The following is a 19,226-nucleotide window of genomic DNA, read 5'->3' on the forward strand; positions in this document are numbered from 1 at the left end:
CGACCGGGTGCGGGCGGCCGTGCCGCGGCCCCCGGCCCCCGGCGGCGGCCTCGGGCACGAGCAGTGGAGGGGACAGCGACAATGCCGGCCGAAGAAGGCTCCGCCTGGCCCCGTGGGGACCGTTCACGGGCCGCCGCGGCGATCAGCCGGGCACTCACCCCGCCCCTGCTCGTGGGCCCTCCGGTGCCCGTGGGGGCCGCCCTGCGGGTCCGGTCGGCCGCCGGCTCCCGGCGCCCCTCGGCGCCGCCGTCCAAGGGGCGCCCCGCCGGCAGTTCCCGCACCCCCCGGGGTGGCGGCGTCCGGCGGATGTACGAGCAGGCGCGCCGGGCCTGGGACCGTCCGCTGACCGCGTACTACCTGATCCTGGGCGCCGGACTGCTGATCACCGTGCTCGGCCTGGTGATGGTCTACTCCGCCTCGATGATCAAGGCGCTGGAGCTGGACAAACCCGGCACCTACTTCTTCCGCAAACAGTTCCTCGCCGCCGTCCTCGGCGGCGGACTGATGGTGCTGGCCGCCCGGATGCCGGTCAAACTGCACCGCGCGCTCGCCTATCCGCTGCTCATGGGCAGCGTCTTCCTGATGGTGCTGGTCCAGGTGCCGGGGATAGGGATGTCGGTCAACGGCAACCAGAACTGGCTCTATCTGGGCGGCCCCTTCCAGCTCCAGCCCAGCGAGTTCGGGAAGCTCGCCCTGGTCCTGTGGGGCGCGGACCTGCTCGCCCGCAAACAGGACAAGCGGCTGCTGACGCAGTGGAAACACATGCTCGTACCGCTCGTGCCGGTCGCCTTCATGCTCCTCGGGCTGATCATGCTCGGCGGTGACATGGGCACTGCGATCATTCTCACGGCGGTCCTGTTCGGGCTGCTCTGGCTGGCCGGCGCACCCACCCGGCTCTTCGCCGGGGTCCTGGGCTTCGCCGGGGTGATCGCCTTCGTGCTGATCAAGACCAGCCCGAACCGGATGTCCCGACTCGCCTGCATCGGCGCCAGCGAACCCGGCCCACAGGACTCCTGCTGGCAGGCCGTGCACGGCATCTATGCTCTTGCGTCCGGCGGATGGTTCGGATCCGGACTCGGTGCGAGCGTGGAAAAATGGGGGCAACTGCCCGAACCGCACACCGACTTCATCTTCGCCATCACCGGGGAGGAGCTCGGGTTGGCGGGGACGCTGTCGGTGCTCGCCCTCTTCGCGGCTCTAGGCTATGCGGGTATCCGCGTGGCCGGACGCACGGAGGACCCCTTCGTGAGGTACGCCGCGGGAGGCGTGACCACCTGGATCACGGCGCAGGCTGTGATCAACATCGGTGCGGTGCTCGGCCTGCTGCCGATCGCCGGTGTCCCGCTCCCGCTGTTCTCCTACGGAGGGTCGGCCCTGCTGCCGACCATGTTCGCTGTCGGGCTGCTCATCGCGTTCGCGCGAGCAGACCCTGCCGCGAAGGCGGCCCTGGCCATGCGGAGGCCCGGGGTGAGATGGAAGACGATGAGACGGCGCGTCAAGAAGCGTCCGTCCGGAGAGCGGTGAATTTCGGTGCATGTCGTACTCGCCGGTGGGGGGACCGCCGGCCACATCGAGCCCGCGCTTGCCCTCGCGGACGCCCTGCGCAGGCAGGACCCGACCGTGGGAATCACTGCCCTCGGCACGGAGCGCGGACTGGAGACCAGGCTCGTACCCGAGCGGGGGTACGAGCTCGCCCTGATCCCGGCCGTGCCGCTGCCGCGCAAGCCCACCCCGGAGCTGATCACCGTCCCCGGGCGGCTGCGCGGCACCATCAAGGCGGCCGAGCAGGTCCTGGAACGCACCGGGGCGGACTGCGTGGTCGGCTTCGGCGGCTACGTCGCCCTGCCGGGCTATCTCGCCGCCAAGCGCGCCGGTGTCCCGATCGTCGTCCATGAGGCCAACGCCCGCCCCGGTCTGGCCAACAAGATCGGTTCCCGGTACGCCCACGGGGTCGCCGTCTCCACCCCCGACAGCAAGCTGCGCGGTGCCCGCTACATCGGCATCCCGCTGCGCCGGACCATCGCGACCCTGGACCGGGCCCGGGTCCGCCCCGAGGCGCGTGCCACCTTCGGGCTCGACCCCAACCTGCCGACGCTGCTGGTCTCCGGGGGCTCGCAGGGCGCCCGCCGCCTCAACGAGGTGGTCCAGCGCGTCGCCCCGCTGCTGCAGCGCTCCGGGATCCAGATCCTGCACGTGGTCGGCCCGAAGAACGAACTGCCGCGTGTCGACAACATGCCCGGGATGCCGCCCTACATCCCGGTACCGTACGTGGACCGGATGGATCTCGCGTACGCGGCGGCCGACATGATGCTCTGCCGCGCGGGCGCGATGACCGTCGCCGAGCTCTCCGCCGTCGGGCTCCCCGCCGCCTACGTACCGCTGCCCATCGGCAACGGCGAACAGCGGCTCAACGCCCAGCCGGTGGTCAACGCCGGCGGCGGCCTGCTGGTCGACGACGCGGCGCTCACCCCCGAGTGGGTGCAGGGCAATGTCCTTCCGGTACTGGCCGATCCGCACCGGCTGTACGAGATGTCCCGTGCCGCCGCGGAGTTCGGCCGCCGGGACGCCGACGACCTGCTCGTCGGCATGGTGTACGAGGCGATTGCCGCACGCCGAGGGGCGTGAGGCGGGCGGGTCCGGGGGCGGTGGCTCCCGGACCCGGCAGAAGGAGCGAGCGTGGCCGGACCGACCACCGCCCAGCGCGGGACAGCACAGCAGCAGGACCCCTCGGCCCGCTCGTCGCGCCCGAGCCCCGAGGGGCGCCGACTGTCCGGCCGCAGAAGGCTGATCGTGATCGGCGCACTCGTGCTGCTGCTCGGTGCCGGTCTCGTCTGGGTGCTCTACGGCTCCTCCTGGCTGCGGACCGAGCAGGTCCGGATCACCGGTGTCGACGTACTGAAACCGGCAGAGGTGGAGACCGCGGCCCAGGTGCCGATCGGGGCTCCGCTGATCTCGGTGGACACCGACGCCATCGCCGACCGGCTGCGCCGGAAGCTGCCTCGGATCGATTCGGTCGATGTCGTGCGCTCATGGCCGCACGGAATCAGACTTGAAGTGACCGAACGGCAACCGGTTCTGTTGATGAAAAAGGGCGCACAGTTCATCGAAGTGGATGCGAAGGGCGTGCGCTTCGCAACCGTGGCCACATCACCCGGACATGTGCCTCTGCTGGAGCTGAAGCCCGACCGGTCCGCGAGCCTGCGCCGCTTCGGCAGCGCACGGCTGGTCCGGGAGGCGGTCCGGGTCGCGGGCCTCCTCCCGGCGGGAGTCGCCAAGGACACCGAGGTCGTACGCGTCACCTCGTACGACTCGATCTCCCTGGAGCTCACCCGGGGGCGCACGGTGGTCTGGGGCAGTGGTGAAGAGAGTTCGGTGAAGGCGAAAGTCCTCACCGCGCTCATGAAAGCCTCTCCCAAAGCGGGACACTTCGACGTGAGTGCACCCACCGCCCCGGCGGTATCAGGTAGTTGACGGGTATTTGAGCTGACCAGCACCCTGGTTGGCCAGCGCTACGGGTGATCACATAGGGTGAAAAGAAAAACGGGAGGTTCGGCGTGTTCGTTGAACGTGCGCCACTTGTCGACTTAGTGTCCTGTTCGGAAGAGTCCATGAAGCAGACACACTGGTAACCCTAAACTTCAACGTTAGGGTTTGGGTCGGCGTTTCGGACCGTCCCAATCGGCATCCGTCGTCGCAGCGGTACTACCGCAGAGCGACGACACGTAACTCGAGGCGAGAGGCCTTCGACGTGGCAGCACCGCAGAACTACCTCGCAGTCATCAAGGTCATCGGTGTCGGCGGCGGTGGTGTCAATGCCATCAACCGAATGATCGAGGTCGGTCTCAAGGGCGTCGAGTTCATCGCGATCAACACTGATGCGCAAGCCCTGTTGATGAGCGACGCCGACGTCAAGCTCGACGTCGGCCGCGAACTCACCCGCGGCCTCGGCGCCGGGGCCAACCCGGCCGTCGGTCGCAAGGCGGCAGAGGACCACCGTGAGGAGATCGAGGAGGTCCTCAAGGGGGCCGACATGGTCTTCGTCACCGCCGGAGAAGGCGGCGGCACCGGCACCGGCGGCGCACCCGTCGTCGCCAACATCGCACGTTCGCTCGGCGCCCTGACGATCGGCGTGGTCACCCGCCCGTTCACCTTCGAGGGCCGGCGGCGTGCGAACCAGGCGGAGGACGGCATCGCCGAGCTCCGCGAAGAGGTCGACACCCTCATCGTCATCCCCAACGACCGCCTGCTGTCCATCTCGGACCGCCAGGTCAGCGTGCTCGACGCGTTCAAGTCGGCCGACCAGGTGCTGCTCTCGGGTGTCCAGGGCATCACCGACCTCATCACGACCCCGGGTCTGATCAACCTCGACTTCGCCGACGTCAAGTCGGTCATGTCCGAGGCCGGATCGGCACTCATGGGCATCGGCTCGGCCCGCGGCGACGACCGTGCGGTGGCCGCCGCGGAGATGGCGATCTCCTCGCCGCTCCTGGAGGCGTCCATCGACGGTGCCAGGGGCGTCCTGCTCTCGATCTCCGGCGGCAGCGACCTCGGTCTCTTCGAGATCAACGAAGCGGCCCAGCTGGTGAGCGAGGCGGCACACCCCGAGGCGAACATCATCTTCGGCGCGGTCATCGACGACGCGCTGGGCGACGAGGTGCGCGTCACCGTGATCGCCGCGGGCTTCGACGGCGGACAGCCGCCGGCCCGTCGCGAGAACGTCCTGGGGGCGAACTCCGTCAAGCGCGAGGAGCCGGCCCCGCCGGTCCGGAGCGCCGAGCCGGTCCGCCAGACCGGTGGACTGGGCTCCGTGCCCCTGCGCGAGGAGCCTCCGGTCCAGGCCGAGCCCGTATCGGCCGTCGGTGAGAGCCACCTGCCGCCGGTCGCCTCGCCGCACATCCCGCCGGCCCGTCCCTACCAGGACTCCCAGGCCGAAGAGCTGGATGTCCCGGACTTCTTGAAGTGATACATCCGCATCACGCAGTGCCCGAAGTGTCTTCAGTACGCTCGGGGGGCGGCGCGCACTTCGCCTTCACCGACAGGTGGGGCGGGGTGAGCGCCGCTCCGTACGAGGAGCTCAATCTCGGCGGCGCGGTCGGAGACGATCCCGCCGCCGTTCTGGCCAACCGGGACCGTGCCGCGCGAGCCCTCGGCCTGGACCCGGGGCAGGTCGTCTGGATGAACCAGGTGCACGGACGGGACGTCGCGGTCGTCGACGGACCGTGGGGAGACGCTTCGGAGATCCCCGCCGTGGACGCCCTGGTGACCGTGCGGCGCGGACTCCCGCTCGCCGTACTCACCGCCGACTGCACCCCCGTACTGCTCGCCGACCCGGTCGCCGGGGTTGCGGCGGCTGCGCACGCGGGCCGTCCCGGTCTGGTCGCCGGGGTCGTCCCCGCCACGGTCGAGGCCATGACCGGGCTCGGCGCGGAACCGTCCCGGATCATCGCCCGCACCGGGCCGGCGGTCTGCGGGCGGTGCTACGAGGTCCCGGCCCGGATGCGCGACGAGGTCGCCGAGATCGTCCCGGCCTCCTGGTCCGAGACCAGCTGGGGAACCCCGGCCGTGGATGTCACCGCGGGGGTCCACGCCCAGCTCGAAGCCCTCGGCATCCAGGACCGGCACGCATCGCGTGTCTGCACCCTTGAATCGGGTGACCACTTCTCGTACCGCCGCGACCGCACCACCGGGCGGCTCGCCGGATATGTCTGGTTGGATTGATAGGGCATGACGGACCGTAAGGATCAACTCGCCGCAAATCTGGCACGGGTGGAGGAGCGTATCGCTTCCGCCTGTGCCGCAGCCGGTCGTCGGCGGGATGAAGTGACCCTCATCGTGGTCACCAAGACCTACCCCGCGAGCGATGTGCGGATTCTGCATGAACTCGGTGTTCGCCATGTCGCGGAGAATCGTGACCAGGACGCGGCACCCAAGGCAGCCGCATGTGCGGATCTGTCGCTCACATGGCATTTTGTGGGTCAATTGCAGACGAATAAGGTTCGTTCTGTAGCCAGTTATGCCAATGTCGTGCAGTCGGTCGATCGGGCCAAATTGGTCACGGCGCTCTCGGCGGCGGCGGTGCGCGAGGGGCGCGAACTCGGCTGTCTCATCCAGGTCGCACTCGACGCGGAGAGCGGCGAGCGGGGTGACCGTGGCGGTGTCGCGCCGGACGGGATCGAGGAGTTGGCCGCGGCGGTCGAGACCTCGCCCGGACTCAGGCTCGACGGTCTGATGACAGTCGCACCCCTCGCCGGACCGTTCGCCGGCCGGCAACGTGCCGCCTTCGACCGGCTGATGGAATTCTCATCCCGCCTGCGCGAGAACCATCCGGCTGCGAACATGGTCTCCGCGGGAATGAGCGCGGACCTCGAGGAGGCGGTCGCGGCCGGAGCGACACATGTGCGCGTCGGTACGGCGGTACTCGGAGTCCGACCGAGGCTCGGGTAACGTCGCCAAGCAAGTCGGACCACAGCAGAAAATATGGTCATTCCCGCCTTTGGCGGGCAGGCCTCAGTGGATCACGGGGCACTTGGTTCAGATGCCGATCCACCACAGAGCGGAGGACTCAGAGCATGGCCGGCGCGATGCGCAAGATGGCGGTCTACCTCGGCCTCGTGGAGGACGATGGGTACGACGGTCCGGGGTTCGACCCCGACGACGAATTCGAGCCCGAGCCCGAGCCCGAGCGGCGGCGGCACCAGGCTGCGCATCAGGCGGAGCGCGACCGGGAACGAGACCGGGAGCGGGAAGAGCCGGTGCGGGTGGTGCAGCCTCCGGCGCAGCGGGAGCCGGCTCAGATCCCGGCGGAGAGAGAGCGACCCGCCCGAATCGCACCCGTGGCGTCCATCACACCTGAACGCCCGAACATGGAGAAGAACGCACCGGTGATCATGCCCAAGGTCGTGTCCGAGCGGGAGCCCTACCGCATCACCACATTGCACCCCAGGACCTACAACGAGGCCCGTACCATCGGGGAACACTTCCGTGAGGGCACTCCGGTGATCATGAATCTCACGGAGATGGACGATACGGACGCGAAGCGACTTGTCGACTTTGCCGCAGGACTCGTCTTCGGTCTCCATGGCAGCATTGAGCGTGTGACGCAGAAGGTGTTCCTGTTGTCGCCTGCTAACGTCGATGTCACGGCGGAGGACAAGGCCCGTATCGCTGAGGGCGGATTCTTCAACCAGAGCTGAGAACACGACACCGGGAACGATCCGGCCCGCAAGGCCGGAGCTACGAGAGCCAGGGGAGAGGGAAGCGCGAAATGGGCGTCGCACTGCAGGTTGTCTATATCGCGTTGATGTGTTTCCTCATCGTGCTGATTTTCCGGCTGGTCATGGACTACGTCTTCCAGTTCGCACGTTCATGGCAGCCCGGCAAGCCGATGGTGGTCATACTCGAGGCCACCTACACGGTCACGGATCCACCGCTCAAGCTTCTGCGGCGGTTCATCCCGCCGCTGCGTCTCGGGGGCGTGGCACTCGACCTGTCCTTCTTCGTTCTGATGATCATCGTTTACATCCTGATCAGCATCGTGGTCAGGCTGTGAGCGATACGGTCTTGCCGACTGCCGACGACTACGTAGAGGTGAAGAAGAGATGCCGCTGACCCCCGAGGACGTGCGGAACAAGCAGTTCACGACCGTCCGCCTCCGAGAAGGCTATGACGAGGACGAGGTCGATGCCTTCCTCGACGAGGTCGAGTCCGAGCTGACCCGGCTGCTGCGCGAGAACGAGGACCTGCGCGCCAAGCTGGCCGCCGCGACGCGTGCCGCCGCGCAGAACCAGCAGCAGGGAATGCGCAAGCCGGAGCCGCAGGACCGGCCCGGGGCACCTGTGCCCGCCGCCATATCGGGTCCGCCGGTCCAGCAGCAGCCCCCGCAGATGGGTCCCCCCCAGCTGCCCGGTGGTGCTCCGCAGCTGCCCGCCGGTCCCAGCGGTCACGGCCCCCAGGGTCCGCACGGACCGGGCCCGCACGGCCCCGGCCCGATGCAGGGCGGCCCCATGGGCGGTCCCATGGGTGGCCCCATGGGTGGTCACGCCCCGCAGCAGCAGATGCAGCAGATGCAGCAGCCGCCGCAGATGCAGCAGCAGGGCCCCGGTGGCGACAGCGCCGCCCGTGTTCTCTCCCTCGCCCAGCAGACCGCCGACCAGGCGATCGCGGAGGCTCGTTCCGAGGCCAACAAGATCGTCGGCGAGGCACGCAGCCGTGCCGAGGGTCTGGAGCGGGACGCTCGTGCCAAGGCGGACGCGCTGGAGCGGGACGCGCAGGAGAAGCACCGCGTGGCGATGGGCTCGCTGGAGTCGGCCCGCGCGACGCTGGAGCGCAAGGTCGAGGACCTGCGTGGCTTCGAGCGCGAGTACCGCACCCGGCTGAAGTCCTACCTGGAGAGCCAGCTGCGTCAGCTGGAGACCCAGGCGGACGACTCGCTGGCTCCGCCGCGGACCCCGGCGACCGCTTCGCTGCCGCCGTCGCCCTCGCTGGCTCCGGCCGGTGCGGGTGCCATGGGTCACGCCATGGGCAGCAACCACGGCAACCACGGCAACCACGGCAACCAGCCGATGGGTGGCAACCCGTCCATGAGCGGTGGACCGTCCTACGGTGGTCAGCAGCAGATGTCGCCTGCGATGACCCAGCCGATGGCGCCGGTGCGGCCGCAGGCTCCGCAGCCGATGCAGCAGGCTCCGTCGCCGATGCGCGGCTTCCTGATCGACGAGGACGACAACTGAGCCGGGTGCGCGCGATGAGCGCGTAGCCGTCGGCAGGCTGAGGGCCGGGCCCCCGGGTTTTCCCGGGGGCCCGGCCTTTTGCCGTGGGTGGCCGGGGCGGTGGAGCACCGGCGGCTCCCCTGCCCCCCTTCCCGTGCCCGACGGGCTCCGTTCCGGCCTTCGGATCCGCGGGCGTCGGCGGGGGCGATGCCGGGAACGACGGAGGCCCGTCCGGAACATGTGTTCCGGACGGGCCTGCCAGGGGGAAGGGCTACTGCTCCGTCTTGCGGAGGCGGAAGGTCAGGGACAGGCCCTCGTCCTCGAACGGGGCGCCGTAGGCCGCGTCGGCCTCGCCCTGTGCGTAGTCCAGTGCCAGGACCTCGTCCGCGATCAGCGCCGCGTGCTCCGTCAGAGCCTCCACGGTGGCGGGGGAGGCGGAGGTCCAACGGACGGCGATGCGGTCAGCCACGTCCAGGCCGCTGTTCTTGCGGGCCTCCTGGATGAGCCGGATCGCGTCACGGGCGAGGCCCGCGCGCCGGAGTTCGGGGGTGATCTCCAGGTCCAGGGCGACCGTCGCGCCCGAGTCGGACGCCACCGACCAGCCCTCGCGCGGCGTCTCGGTGATGATCACCTCGTCGGGGGAGAGGGTGACCGTCTCGCCGTCGACCTCGACCGACGCCGTGCCGTCGCGCAGAGCCAGCGAGAGCGCTGCCGCATCGGCGTTCGCGACCGCCTTGGCCACCGCCTGGACGCCCTTGCCGAACCGCTTGCCGAGCGCGCGGAAGTTCGCCTTCGCCGTCGTGTCGACCAGCGAGCCGCCGACCTCGGAGAGGGAGGCCAGCGAGGAGACGTTCAGCTCCTCCGTGATCTGGGCGTGCAGCTCGGGGGAGAGGGACTCGAAGCCCGCCGCCGCGACCAGCGCCCGGGACAGCGGCTGACGCGTCTTGACGCCCGACTCGGCGCGGGTGGCCCGGCCCAGCTCGACCAGGCGGCGCACCAGTGCCATCTGGGCGGAGAGCGTCGGGTCGACGGCCGCGAGGTCCGCCTTCGGCCAGGCGGAGAGGTGGACCGACTCGGGGGCGTCCGGAGTGACCGGAGCCACCAGGTCCTGCCAGACCCGCTCGGTGATGAACGGGGTGAGCGGGGCCATCAGCCGGGTGACCGTCTCGATCACGTCGTGCAGGGTGCGCAGCGCGGCCTTGTCGCCCTGCCAGAAGCGGCGGCGCGAGCGGCGTACGTACCAGTTGGACAGGTCGTCGACGAACGACGACAGGAGCTTGCCGGCGCGCTGGGTGTCGTAACCCTCCAGGGCCTGCGTGACCTGGTCCACCAGCGCGTTCAGCTCGCTCAGCAGCCAGCGGTCCAGGACCGTGCGGTCCGCCGGGGCCGGGTCGGCCGCCGAGGGTGCCCAGTCGGACGTACGGGCGTACAGGGCCTGGAAGGCGACCGTGTTCCAGTACGTCAGCAGGGTCTTGCGGACGACCTCCTGGATGGTGCCGTGGCCGACCCGGCGTGCCGCCCACGGGGATCCGCCCGCCGCCATGAACCAGCGCACCGCGTCGGCGCCGTGCTGGTCCATGAGCGGGATCGGCTGAAGGATGTTCCCGAGGTGCTTGGACATCTTCCGGCCGTCCTCGGCGAGGATGTGGCCCAGGCAGACCACGTTCTCGTAGGACGACTTGTCGAAGACCAGCGTGCCGACCGCCATCAGCGTGTAGAACCAGCCGCGGGTCTGGTCGATGGCCTCCGAGATGAACTGTGCCGGGTAGCGGCTCTCGAAGATCTCCTTGTTCCGGTAGGGGTAGCCCCACTGCGCGAACGGCATCGAGCCCGAGTCGTACCAGGCGTCGATGACCTCCGGGACGCGGTACGCCTCCAGCTGGCAGTTCTCGTGCGAGCAGGTGAACGTGATCTCGTCGATGTACGGGCGGTGCGGGTCGAGACCGGAGAGGTCGGTGCCGGTGAGCTCGCTGAGCTCGGCACGTGAGCCGACACACGTGAGGTGACCGTCCTCACAGCGCCAGATCGGCAGCGGGGTGCCCCAGTAGCGGTTGCGGGACAGCGCCCAGTCGATGTTGTTGTTCAGCCAGTCACCGAAGCGGCCGTGCTTGACCGACTCCGGGAACCAGTTGGTCTTCTCGTTCTCGGCGAGCAGCCGGTCCTTGACCGCGGTCGTACGGATGTACCAGGACGGCTGCGCGTAGTAGAGCAGCGCGGTGTGGCAGCGCCAGCAGTGCGGGTAGCTGTGCTCGTACGGGACATGGCGGAAGAGCTTGCCGCGGGCGTCCAGGTCCTGGGTGAGCGCCTCGTCGGCCTTCTTGAAGAAGACGCCGCCGACCAGCGGCAGGTCCTCCTCGAAGGTGCCGTCGGGGCGGACCGGGTTGACGACCGGCAGGCCGTAGGAGCGGCAGACGGCGAGGTCGTCGGCGCCGAAGGCGGGGGCCTGGTGGACCAGACCCGTTCCGTCCTCGGTCGTCACGTACTCGGCGTTGACCACGTAGTGCGCCTCGGCCGGGGCGTCGCTTCCCTCACCGGCGCTCGGGAAGTCGACCAGGGTGAACGGGCGCTCGTAGGTCCAGCGCTCCATCTCGCGGCCGGTGAAGGTCTGACCGGTGGTCTCCCAGCCCTCGCCCAGCGCCTTCTCGACGAGGGGCTGCGCGACGACGAGCTTCTCCGTGCCGTCGGTGGCGACGACGTAGGTGACGTCGGGGTGCGCGGCGACCGCGGTGTTGGAGACCAGGGTCCAGGGGGTGGTCGTCCAGACGAGGAGCGAGGCGTCGCCGGCCAGCGGGCCGGAGGTGAGGGGGAAGCGCACGAAGACGGACGGGTCGACGATCGTCTCGTAGCCCTGTGCCAGCTCGTGGTCGGAGAGGCCGGTGCCGCAGCGGGGGCACCAGGGGGCGACCCGGTGGTCCTGGACCAGCAGGCCCTTGTTGAAGATCTCCTTCAGCGACCACCACACCGACTCGACGTACTCGGGGTCCATCGTGCGGTAGGCGTCGTCGAGGTCGACCCAGTAGCCCATGCGGGTCGTGAGCTCGCTGAACGCGTCGGTGTGACGGGTCACGGACTCACGGCACTTGGCGTTGAACTCGGCGATGCCGTACGCCTCGATGTCCTTCTTGCCGTTGAAGCCCAGCTCCTTCTCGACCGCGAGCTCGACCGGCAGGCCGTGGCAGTCCCAGCCGGCCTTGCGACCGACGTGGTAGCCCTGCATGGTGCGGAAGCGGGGGAAGACGTCCTTGAAGACGCGGGCCTCGATGTGGTGGGCGCCGGGCATGCCGTTGGCGGTGGGCGGACCCTCGTAGAACACCCACTCGGGGCGGCCCTCGGACTGGTCGAGGCTCTTGGCGAAGATCTTGCTCTCGCGCCAGAAATCGAGCACGGCGTGCTCCAGCGCGGGCAGGTCGACCTGGGCGGGTACCTGGCGGTACTGCGGCGATGTCATGGACGGGCTTCCTCCGGCGGACGTTTTCCACTTCCGTCGGAGGGACGAGAGCGTCGTCGGCTCCCGCGGTACCACCCTCCTTGGCCCCGGATGTGCACCCGTGGCCCCCTCATTGGGGCGCGATGCCGGTTCTACTCGCCCTGCGGCTTTCCTCCGGCGGCTCCGGGTGATCTTCACGACGCGCTCGCCCCCGGGCTCGCACCGTCCCCGGGTCGCTGCTGGCTGCGTACGACGCTACTCGTCCCATCCACGCCTCTCGCTTACGCCAGTGTACGGGCCCGTACGGGCGACGGCCGACCGGTTTACGCCGTGGGACGGGGCGTGACCCGAATGGCCAGAGCCGGATGCACGGGGTGCGGCCGGGGCCGGCGGCGGAATACGCGGCGGGGAGCTGGGCACAACGGAGTCAGGCGCGTGGGCGGCCGGACCGTGGAGGGGCGATACGGCGGCGTGCCCCGTTGCCGCCGGGCTGGAGCCGATTTATCGTCCCAGCACGATTCGCGTGCAAGATCACAATATGTGAAGGGGCCGCGGCCATGGTGGCGAAGAAGTCCGCCGCGAAGAAGTCGGAACCGGCGGGATCGACGGGTGCCGCGGCCGGGAAGGCGGGCACCCGGGACGGTCCGGGGACCGACTCCGGGGCCGCGGCCACGAAGAAGACCGCTGCGAGGCGGAGCGCGGCCCGGGAACGGGCGGCACCCACCGAGCACGCGGTGCGGTCCAGGAAGTCACCTGCGAAGAAGAACGCGGACAAGAAGGCTTCGAAGAAGGCCGCCGAGGCGGCCACGGTGGCGGCCGAGGCCGCCGAGCAGACGGGAGTCACCAGGGTGGTAGCCAAGAAGAGCACGGCCCGGACCCGCATGGCCGACGAGGGCGCGGCACCTGCGTCGGCGGCCGGTGGAGTCACCGCGGCAGCCCCCGGCGAGCTGGCGGTCCGGCCGGGCGAGGACCCCTGGACGCCGCAGGAGGTCGACGAGGCACACGCCGTGCTGAGCAGCGAGGTCGTGCGGCTGCGCAGCGAGCTGGAGGCCGCGGAGGCGGCACTCGCCGGGCTGATGCGCGACTCCGGCGACGGGGCGGGCGACGACGAGGCGGACACCGGCACCAAGAACATCACGCGCGAGCACGAGATGTCGCTCGCCGCCAACGCCCAGGAGATGCTCGACCAGACCGAACGCGCCCTGGCCCGGCTCGACGCCGGAACCTACGGACTGTGCGAGGCCTGCGGCAATCCGATCGGCAAGGCACGGATGCAGGCGTTCCCCCGCGCGACCCTCTGCGTCGAGGACAAGCAGAAGCAGGAGCGACGCGGCTGATCCGCGGTCGTGTGTCGTACCCTCGTCCTCCAGGCGGAAACCTAGGTTGAGGGACTCACGTGGCAGAGGCGGAGCGCATCATCGGTACGCCGGACATCCCCGATGCCGAGGGGGCCGACGGGGACGAGACCGCGGACCGGACCGAGGAGACGGCCCCGGGCAGGGGCAGGCGGAAGGTCGTGGTGCTCTTCGCCGTGGCCGTCTTCGCCTATCTGCTGGACCTGATCAGCAAGCTGCTCGTGGTCGCGAAGCTGGAGCACCACCGGCCGGTCGAGGTCTTCGGTGACTGGCTGAAACTGGACGTGATCCGCAATGCGGGCGCCGCGTTCAGTTTCGGTGAGGCCTTCACGGTCATCTTCACCGCCATCGCGGCGACCGTCATCGTCGTCATCGCCCGCCTCGCCCGCAAGCTCTACAGCCTGCCCTGGGCCATCGCGCTCGGCCTGCTGCTCGGCGGGGCGCTCGGCAACCTCACCGACCGCATCTTCCGCGCCCCCGGCGTCTTCCGGGGCGCGGTGGTGGACTTCATCTCGCCCGCGCACTTCGCCGTCTTCAACCTCGCCGACTCCGCCATCGTCTGTGGCGGAATCCTGATCGTGATCCTCTCCTTCAAGGGCCTGGACCCGGACGGCACCGTGCACAAGGACTAGTGGGCGCAAGGCATACTCGATCGGGTGAGTACGTATCCCGAGGTCCGCACCCTGCCCGTACCCGACGGTCTGGAGGGCGAGCGTGTCGACGCCGCCATCTCCCGGATGTTCGGTTTCTCCCGCACCAAGGCCGCCGACCTGGCCGCGGCCGGGAAGGTGCAGGTGGACGGTGCGGTGGTCGGGAAGTCCGAGCGGGTGCGGGGCGGGGCCTGGCTGGAAGTGGAGATGCCGCAGGCGCCCGCTCCGGTGCAGATCGTCGCCGAGCCCGTCGAGGGCATGGAGATCGTGCACGACGACGACGACATCGTGGTGATCGTGAAGCCGGTCGGAGTCGCCGCCCACCCGAGCCCCGGCTGGACCGGCACGACCGTCATCGGCGGACTGGCCGCGGCCGGGTACCGGATCTCGACGTCCGGCGCCGCGGAGCGCCAGGGCATCGTCCACCGCCTCGACGTCGGCACGTCCGGCCTGATGGTCGTCGCCAAGTCCGAGCGGGCCTACACCCGGCTGAAGTCGCAGTTCCGCGACCGGGTCGTCGAGAAGCGGTACAACGCGCTGGTGCAGGGCCATCCGGACCCGATGAGCGGCACCATCGACGCCCCCATCGGGCGCCACCCCAACCACGACTACAAGTGGGCCGTCACGGCAGACGGCAAGCCCTCCGTGACGCACTACGACCTCATCGAGGCCTACCGGTCCGCCAGCCTCCTGGACATCAAGCTGGAGACGGGGCGTACGCACCAGATCCGGGTGCACATGTCGGCCCACCGGCACCCCTGCGTCGGCGACCTCACCTACGGCGCGGATCCGACGATGGCCAGGCGCCTGGGCCTGACGAGGCAGTGGCTGCACGCGGTCCGGCTCGGCTTCGAGCACCCCTCGGACGGCGGCTGGGTGGAGTTCTCCAGCACCTACCCCGCCGACCTCCAGAAGGCCCTGGACATGATCGCGGCGGAAAGCCGATGACCGGCACAGCCGCCCCGTACACCACCCGGACCGTGACCGACGAGCGAGACCTCGCCGCCTGTCTCCAGGTCCGCAAGGACGTCTTCGTCGGCGAGCAGAACGTGCCCGAGGAGATCGAGTACGACGCCCACGACGCCGACGCGGTGCACGTGATCGCCGTCGCGGCGGACGGCTCCGCACTCGGCACCGGACGGTTGCTGCACGGTCCGGCCGTCACCGACAGGACCGGCGGCGATCCGGACGTCGGCTCCCTGGGCCGGCTGGCGGTGACCAGGGCGGCGCGTGGGCTCGGCGTCGGAGCGGCTCTGGTGCGCGCCATCGAGGACGCGGCCGGTGAGCTCGGTCTGACCGCCGTCGACCTGCACGCCCAGACCCATGCACTCGGCTTCTACGAGCGGCTCGGGTACGTCGCGTACGGCCCGGAGTTCGCGGACGCCGGAATCGCTCACCGGGCGATGCGCCGGACCCTGTGAGCAGCGGCCGGAGGCCGTAGGGCGTGCTTCGAAGGTTCCGCCTGCTCGGCGACGCCTGGCACGCACGCTCGCCGCGTTGTCGGGCTCGCCCCGATACGCCGGGTATCGGGGCGACGTTCCGGGTGGAGGCGGGCGAAGTGAGGGGGGTTGTCCGGGTCGCGGGCCTCGCGTGGCAGGCTTGAGGCCAAGATCCGCCGATCACCGCGGTCGGCGGGCCGCGTTCCGGAAGGCACCTCGTGGACCAAATGGCACTGCTCCTCCTGTTGTTGCTCGGAGCCGTGGTCACGGTGCCACTGGGGGAGCGTCTGGGACTGCCGGCCCCTGTGCTGATGACGCTCGCCGGAGTCGGCATGGCGTTCCTCAGCTTCGTGCCGAATGTGAACATCCCGCCGGAGATCATCCTTCCCGCGCTGCTGCCGCCGTTGCTCTACGCCTCCGTGCAGCGCACCTCCTGGCGGCAGTTCGCCGCGAACAAACGACCGATCTTCCTGCTCGCCGTGGCGCTGGTGTTCGTCACCACGGCCGCTGTCGCCGTGGTCGCCAACGCCATCGTCCCGGGACTGCCCCTCGCCGCCGCCGTGGCGCTCGGCGCCCTCGTCGCCCCGCCCGACCCGGTCGCGGCGACGGCCGTCGCCGGCTCGGTCGGGCTGCCGCGCAGGCTCGTCTCCATCCTGGAGGGCGAGGGCCTGTTCAACGACGTGACCGCGATCGTGCTGTACCACGTGGCGGTCGCCGCCGCGGTGAGCGGCACGTTCTCGCTGCCGGAGGCGTTCGGTCTGCTGATCCTCTCCGCCGTCGTCGCCGTGGTGGTGGGGTTCGTGCTCGGCTGGATCACCATCAAGCTGATGGGCCTGCTCGGCGACGCCACGCTCCAGGTCGGACTCACCCTGCTGGTGCCGTTCGTGAGCTATGTCCTCGCGGAGGAGCTGATGGGGTCCGGCGTGCTCGCCGTCCTCACCACCGCGCTCTTCCTCGCCGAGCACACCGCCGACGCCGATGACGTCCTCGGACGGCTCACCGGCCGCACCTTCTGGGAGATCGTCGACACCCTCGTCACCGGGGTCGCCTTCGGGCTGATCGGTCTCGAACTGCACAACGTCTTCGGCACGGCCGACGGGCGCGAGCTGCAGATGCTCGGCTGGGGCCTGGCCGTCGTGGCGGTTGTCGTCGGCGTACGGCTGCTGTATCTGCTGCCCGCGACCTGGCTGACCAAGCGGCTGCACACCCGACGCGACGTCAGCGAGGAGATCCCGACCAGCTGGCGGGAGACCGTCGTCATGTGGTGGTCCGGAATGCGCGGAGTGGCCTCGGTCGCGCTGGCGCTCGCGATCCCGCTCACGACGGACGACGGAAAGCCGTTCCCGGGCCGTGACGAGATCATCTTCATCGCCTTCGCCGTGATCATGGCCACACTGGTCGTCCAGGGGCTCAGCCTGCCCTGGTTGGTCCGCAAGCTCCGCGTGCGGGCGGACACCGAGGCCGAGGAGGCCCTGGAGAAGGACCTCGCGATCCGCGCCGCGAAGGCGGCGAAGCAGCGGCTCAAGGAGATCGAGGAGGTCGAGGAGTTCCCGGAGGAGGTCGCGGAGCGGCTGCAGCGACTGGCCTACGACATGGGGGCGCGGATCAGCCCCGACATGGTCGACGACGAGCGCCGCGAGGCGTACGCGCAGCGCGCCGCGCGCTTCAAAGCGATCCATCGGGTCCAGCGCGAAATGATGTCGGCCGCACGCCACGCGGTGCTCGCGGCCCGCAACGAGGCGGGCGCGGACCCGGAGGTCGTCGACCGGGTGCTGCGTCAGCTGGACGTACGCAGCCTCCGGTGACCCGCCGCCCGCCGTCCCGCGCGGGGGCCTTCGCGCGGCCCCTGCGCGCCGACGGCGCGGTGCGGGTGACCGCGCCACCGGCGGCGGGCGGCGGGCGCATCATGCGGGCCACCCCGTGCTTCTCCGCGCACTTCACCACAACTGGCACCATGGCCCCATGAACATCATGCTTTTCCACTCGACGTATGGTCTGCGCCCCGCGGTGCACGCGGCCGCCGCACGGCTGCGCGCCGCCGGCCACGAGGTGCAGCTGCCCGATCTCTTCGAGGGACGCACCTTCGACACCGTCGAGGAAGGCCTGGCCTTCAAGGAAGAGATCGGCAAGGACGAGCTGCTCAGGCGGGCCGTGCTGGCCGCCGCTCCCTACTCCGACCGGGGTCTGGTGTACGCGGGTTTCTCCTTCGGCGCGTCCACCGCGCAGACCCTTGCGCTGGGCGACGAGAAGGCGCGCGGTCTGCTGCTCTTCCACGGCACCTCGGAGATCGCCGAGAACGCCTCGGTGGACGAGCTGCCCGTGCAGCTGCACGTCGCGGACCCGGACCCGTTCGAGACGCACGACTGGCTGAACTCCTGGTACCTGCAGATGCAGCGGACCGGCGCCGATGTCGAGATCTACCGCTACCCGGGTGCGGGCCATCTCTTCACGGACCCCGAACTGCCGGACCACGACGCCGCCTCGGCCGAACTCGCCTGGAAGGTCGCGCTCGGCTTCCTCGCCACGCTCTGAACGAGCGAAGGGCCCCGCGGCGTGCGCGGGACCCTTCGGACGGGGGTGGATCAGCCGCGGTACGCGGTCCAGCTGTCGGTCATCCGCTGGACCTGGCCGGCGGTGAACTGGTACATGCAGGAGTCGTACGTGTAGTCCATGAAGTTGTGGATCGGGTCGACACCCGTCTTGGAGGTGCAGGTGTCGCGCCCGGTCGGGCACGCGTACGCGGCGCTCTTCTCGGCGGGCGTGTCGGAGACGTAGTCGCCGTTGCCGTTACAGCCGCCCTGGAAGGTGTGGTACAGCCCCATCCAGTGGCCGACCTCGTGGGTGGCGGTGTCGCCCTCGTTGTAGTTGGTGGCGGAGCCGCCGGGCAGCGAGGCATCGAGCATGACGACGCCGTCCATCTTCGGGCTGGAGGAGTACGAGCTGGGGAAGGTGGCCCAGCCGAGCAGGTCGTCGGAGAGGTTGGCGGTGTAGATGTTGAGCGCGTTCTTGCCGCCCTGACGCAGGGCCGTCTTCATCGCCGTCTCGGCCGAGGAACCGTCAGCGAGGTTGTACCAGGTGGAGTTGTCCGTGTAGTCGGTTCCGGCCAGTGAGAACTGGAAGCCGGTGTCGGTGTTGTCGGTGCCCTGGCCGCCGTAGGCCGCGTTCAGCACGTCCATCTGGTTGCTGATGTCGGTCGCCGTCAGCTTGCCGGTGCTGCCGGAGTGGATGACGTGGAAGTACACCGGGATGGTCACGGTGGCGGCGGCACTGAGCGTGGAGCCGCTGACCCGGCGTTCCGCCAGTCTCTCCTGGAGCTGCGCCTCCATGGCCTTGGCCTGGGACGCGGTGACCTCGTTGGGCTCCGCGGCGTGCGTGGCGCCCGAGGGGCGGGCCTGCCGTGCGGTGGCGCTGGTGTCGTCGGCGCACTTCTCGGCGGACGCGGCGGACGCCGACGCCACCGACGTCTTCGCCGCGGCGGCGTGGGTGGAGGCGGAGAAAGGCGCCAGGGCCAGGGCTCCGGCCAGGACGGCGGTGCCGATCGCACGGTGGCGTATACGCGGGGATATGCGGGCAAGAGCGCGCACGGGGACTCCTCGTGGATGTGTGGGGGATTTCCTCCTGCGCCGGGAGATTACGTGTCCATGTCA

The 19,226-nt window shown here is 69.9% G+C and carries 18 protein-coding genes; 16 read left to right on the forward strand and 2 right to left on the reverse strand.

Features of this window, described 5'->3' with window-relative positions:
- Window positions 1-81: 81 nt before the first annotated feature.
- From ftsW to AB0L71_RS00805, 9 genes are all read left to right on the forward strand, one after another.
- Window positions 82-1,524, forward strand: a complete 1,443-nt coding sequence (gene ftsW, locus AB0L71_RS00765) for a putative lipid II flippase FtsW (RefSeq protein ID WP_365236353.1) — start codon at window positions 82-84, stop codon at window positions 1,522-1,524.
- Window positions 1,525-1,530: 6 nt separating this feature from the next.
- The gene (gene murG, locus AB0L71_RS00770) at window positions 1,531-2,625 is read left to right on the forward strand and encodes an undecaprenyldiphospho-muramoylpentapeptide beta-N-acetylglucosaminyltransferase (RefSeq protein WP_365236355.1); all 1,095 of its coding nucleotides are present in this window, start codon (window positions 1,531-1,533) and stop codon (window positions 2,623-2,625) included.
- A 51-nt stretch (window positions 2,626-2,676) separates the two neighbouring features.
- On the forward strand, window positions 2,677-3,471 hold the full coding sequence (locus AB0L71_RS00775; RefSeq protein WP_365236357.1) for an FtsQ-type POTRA domain-containing protein: 795 nt from the start codon (window positions 2,677-2,679) through the stop codon (window positions 3,469-3,471).
- Between the two features lie 277 nt (window positions 3,472-3,748).
- Window positions 3,749-4,963, forward strand: a complete 1,215-nt coding sequence (ftsZ, locus tag AB0L71_RS00780) for a cell division protein FtsZ (RefSeq protein WP_365236359.1) — start codon at window positions 3,749-3,751, stop codon at window positions 4,961-4,963.
- A 17-nt stretch (window positions 4,964-4,980) separates the two neighbouring features.
- The gene (pgeF, locus tag AB0L71_RS00785; RefSeq protein ID WP_365236361.1) at window positions 4,981-5,718 is read left to right on the forward strand and encodes a peptidoglycan editing factor PgeF; all 738 of its coding nucleotides are present in this window, start codon (window positions 4,981-4,983) and stop codon (window positions 5,716-5,718) included.
- A 6-nt stretch (window positions 5,719-5,724) separates the two neighbouring features.
- A complete protein-coding gene (locus AB0L71_RS00790; RefSeq protein WP_365236363.1) occupies window positions 5,725-6,444 on the forward strand; it encodes a YggS family pyridoxal phosphate-dependent enzyme in 720 nt (239 codons plus the stop codon).
- Between the two features lie 125 nt (window positions 6,445-6,569).
- Window positions 6,570-7,193, forward strand: a complete 624-nt coding sequence (gene sepF / locus AB0L71_RS00795) for a cell division protein SepF (protein ID WP_365236365.1) — start codon at window positions 6,570-6,572, stop codon at window positions 7,191-7,193.
- 71 nt (window positions 7,194-7,264) lie between these two features.
- Entirely contained in the window at window positions 7,265-7,549 is a 285-nt protein-coding gene (locus tag AB0L71_RS00800; RefSeq protein ID WP_365236367.1) for a YggT family protein, read from the forward strand.
- Between the two features lie 49 nt (window positions 7,550-7,598).
- Window positions 7,599-8,729 (forward strand): DivIVA domain-containing protein, encoded by a 1,131-nt coding sequence (locus tag AB0L71_RS00805; protein ID WP_365236369.1) that lies wholly within the window; start codon window positions 7,599-7,601, stop codon window positions 8,727-8,729.
- Between the two features lie 250 nt (window positions 8,730-8,979).
- Here the strand turns inward: AB0L71_RS00805 and ileS are convergent, their stop codons facing one another.
- Window positions 8,980-12,156: an isoleucine--tRNA ligase gene (gene ileS / locus AB0L71_RS00810; RefSeq protein ID WP_365236371.1), complete on the reverse strand. Its 3,177-nt coding sequence runs from the start codon at window positions 12,154-12,156 to the stop codon at window positions 8,980-8,982.
- 536 nt (window positions 12,157-12,692) lie between these two features.
- Between ileS and AB0L71_RS00815 the strand changes: the two genes are divergently transcribed.
- From AB0L71_RS00815 to AB0L71_RS00845, 7 genes are all read left to right on the forward strand, one after another.
- The gene (locus AB0L71_RS00815; RefSeq protein WP_365236373.1) at window positions 12,693-13,472 is read left to right on the forward strand and encodes a TraR/DksA family transcriptional regulator; all 780 of its coding nucleotides are present in this window, start codon (window positions 12,693-12,695) and stop codon (window positions 13,470-13,472) included.
- Between the two features lie 59 nt (window positions 13,473-13,531).
- The gene (gene lspA, locus AB0L71_RS00820) at window positions 13,532-14,122 is read left to right on the forward strand and encodes a signal peptidase II (protein WP_365236375.1); all 591 of its coding nucleotides are present in this window, start codon (window positions 13,532-13,534) and stop codon (window positions 14,120-14,122) included.
- A gap of 24 nt (window positions 14,123-14,146) precedes the next feature.
- Window positions 14,147-15,088 (forward strand): RluA family pseudouridine synthase, encoded by a 942-nt coding sequence (locus tag AB0L71_RS00825; protein ID WP_365236377.1) that lies wholly within the window; start codon window positions 14,147-14,149, stop codon window positions 15,086-15,088.
- Window positions 15,085-15,561, forward strand: a complete 477-nt coding sequence (locus AB0L71_RS00830) for a GNAT family N-acetyltransferase (RefSeq protein WP_365236379.1) — start codon at window positions 15,085-15,087, stop codon at window positions 15,559-15,561. Before AB0L71_RS00825 ends, AB0L71_RS00830 begins: the two co-directional genes overlap by 4 nt.
- A gap of 236 nt (window positions 15,562-15,797) precedes the next feature.
- Window positions 15,798-17,384: a Na+/H+ antiporter gene (locus AB0L71_RS00835; protein ID WP_365236381.1), complete on the forward strand. Its 1,587-nt coding sequence runs from the start codon at window positions 15,798-15,800 to the stop codon at window positions 17,382-17,384.
- Window positions 17,381-17,545, forward strand: a complete 165-nt coding sequence (locus tag AB0L71_RS00840) for a hypothetical protein (RefSeq protein WP_365236383.1) — start codon at window positions 17,381-17,383, stop codon at window positions 17,543-17,545. Before AB0L71_RS00835 ends, AB0L71_RS00840 begins: the two co-directional genes overlap by 4 nt.
- Window positions 17,542-18,111, forward strand: a complete 570-nt coding sequence (locus AB0L71_RS00845) for a dienelactone hydrolase family protein (protein ID WP_365236385.1) — start codon at window positions 17,542-17,544, stop codon at window positions 18,109-18,111. The genes AB0L71_RS00840 and AB0L71_RS00845 overlap by 4 nt, the downstream gene beginning before the upstream one ends.
- A 50-nt stretch (window positions 18,112-18,161) precedes the next feature.
- Here AB0L71_RS00845 and AB0L71_RS00850 read toward each other — a convergent pair whose 3' ends face one another.
- A complete protein-coding gene (locus AB0L71_RS00850) occupies window positions 18,162-19,163 on the reverse strand; it encodes a zinc metalloprotease (protein WP_365236387.1) in 1,002 nt (333 codons plus the stop codon).
- Window positions 19,164-19,226 lie beyond the last annotated feature (63 nt).

The sequence above is a fragment of the Streptomyces sp. NPDC052052 genome (assembly GCF_040680455.1).
Classification (GTDB): Bacteria; Actinomycetota; Actinomycetes; order Streptomycetales; family Streptomycetaceae; genus Streptomyces.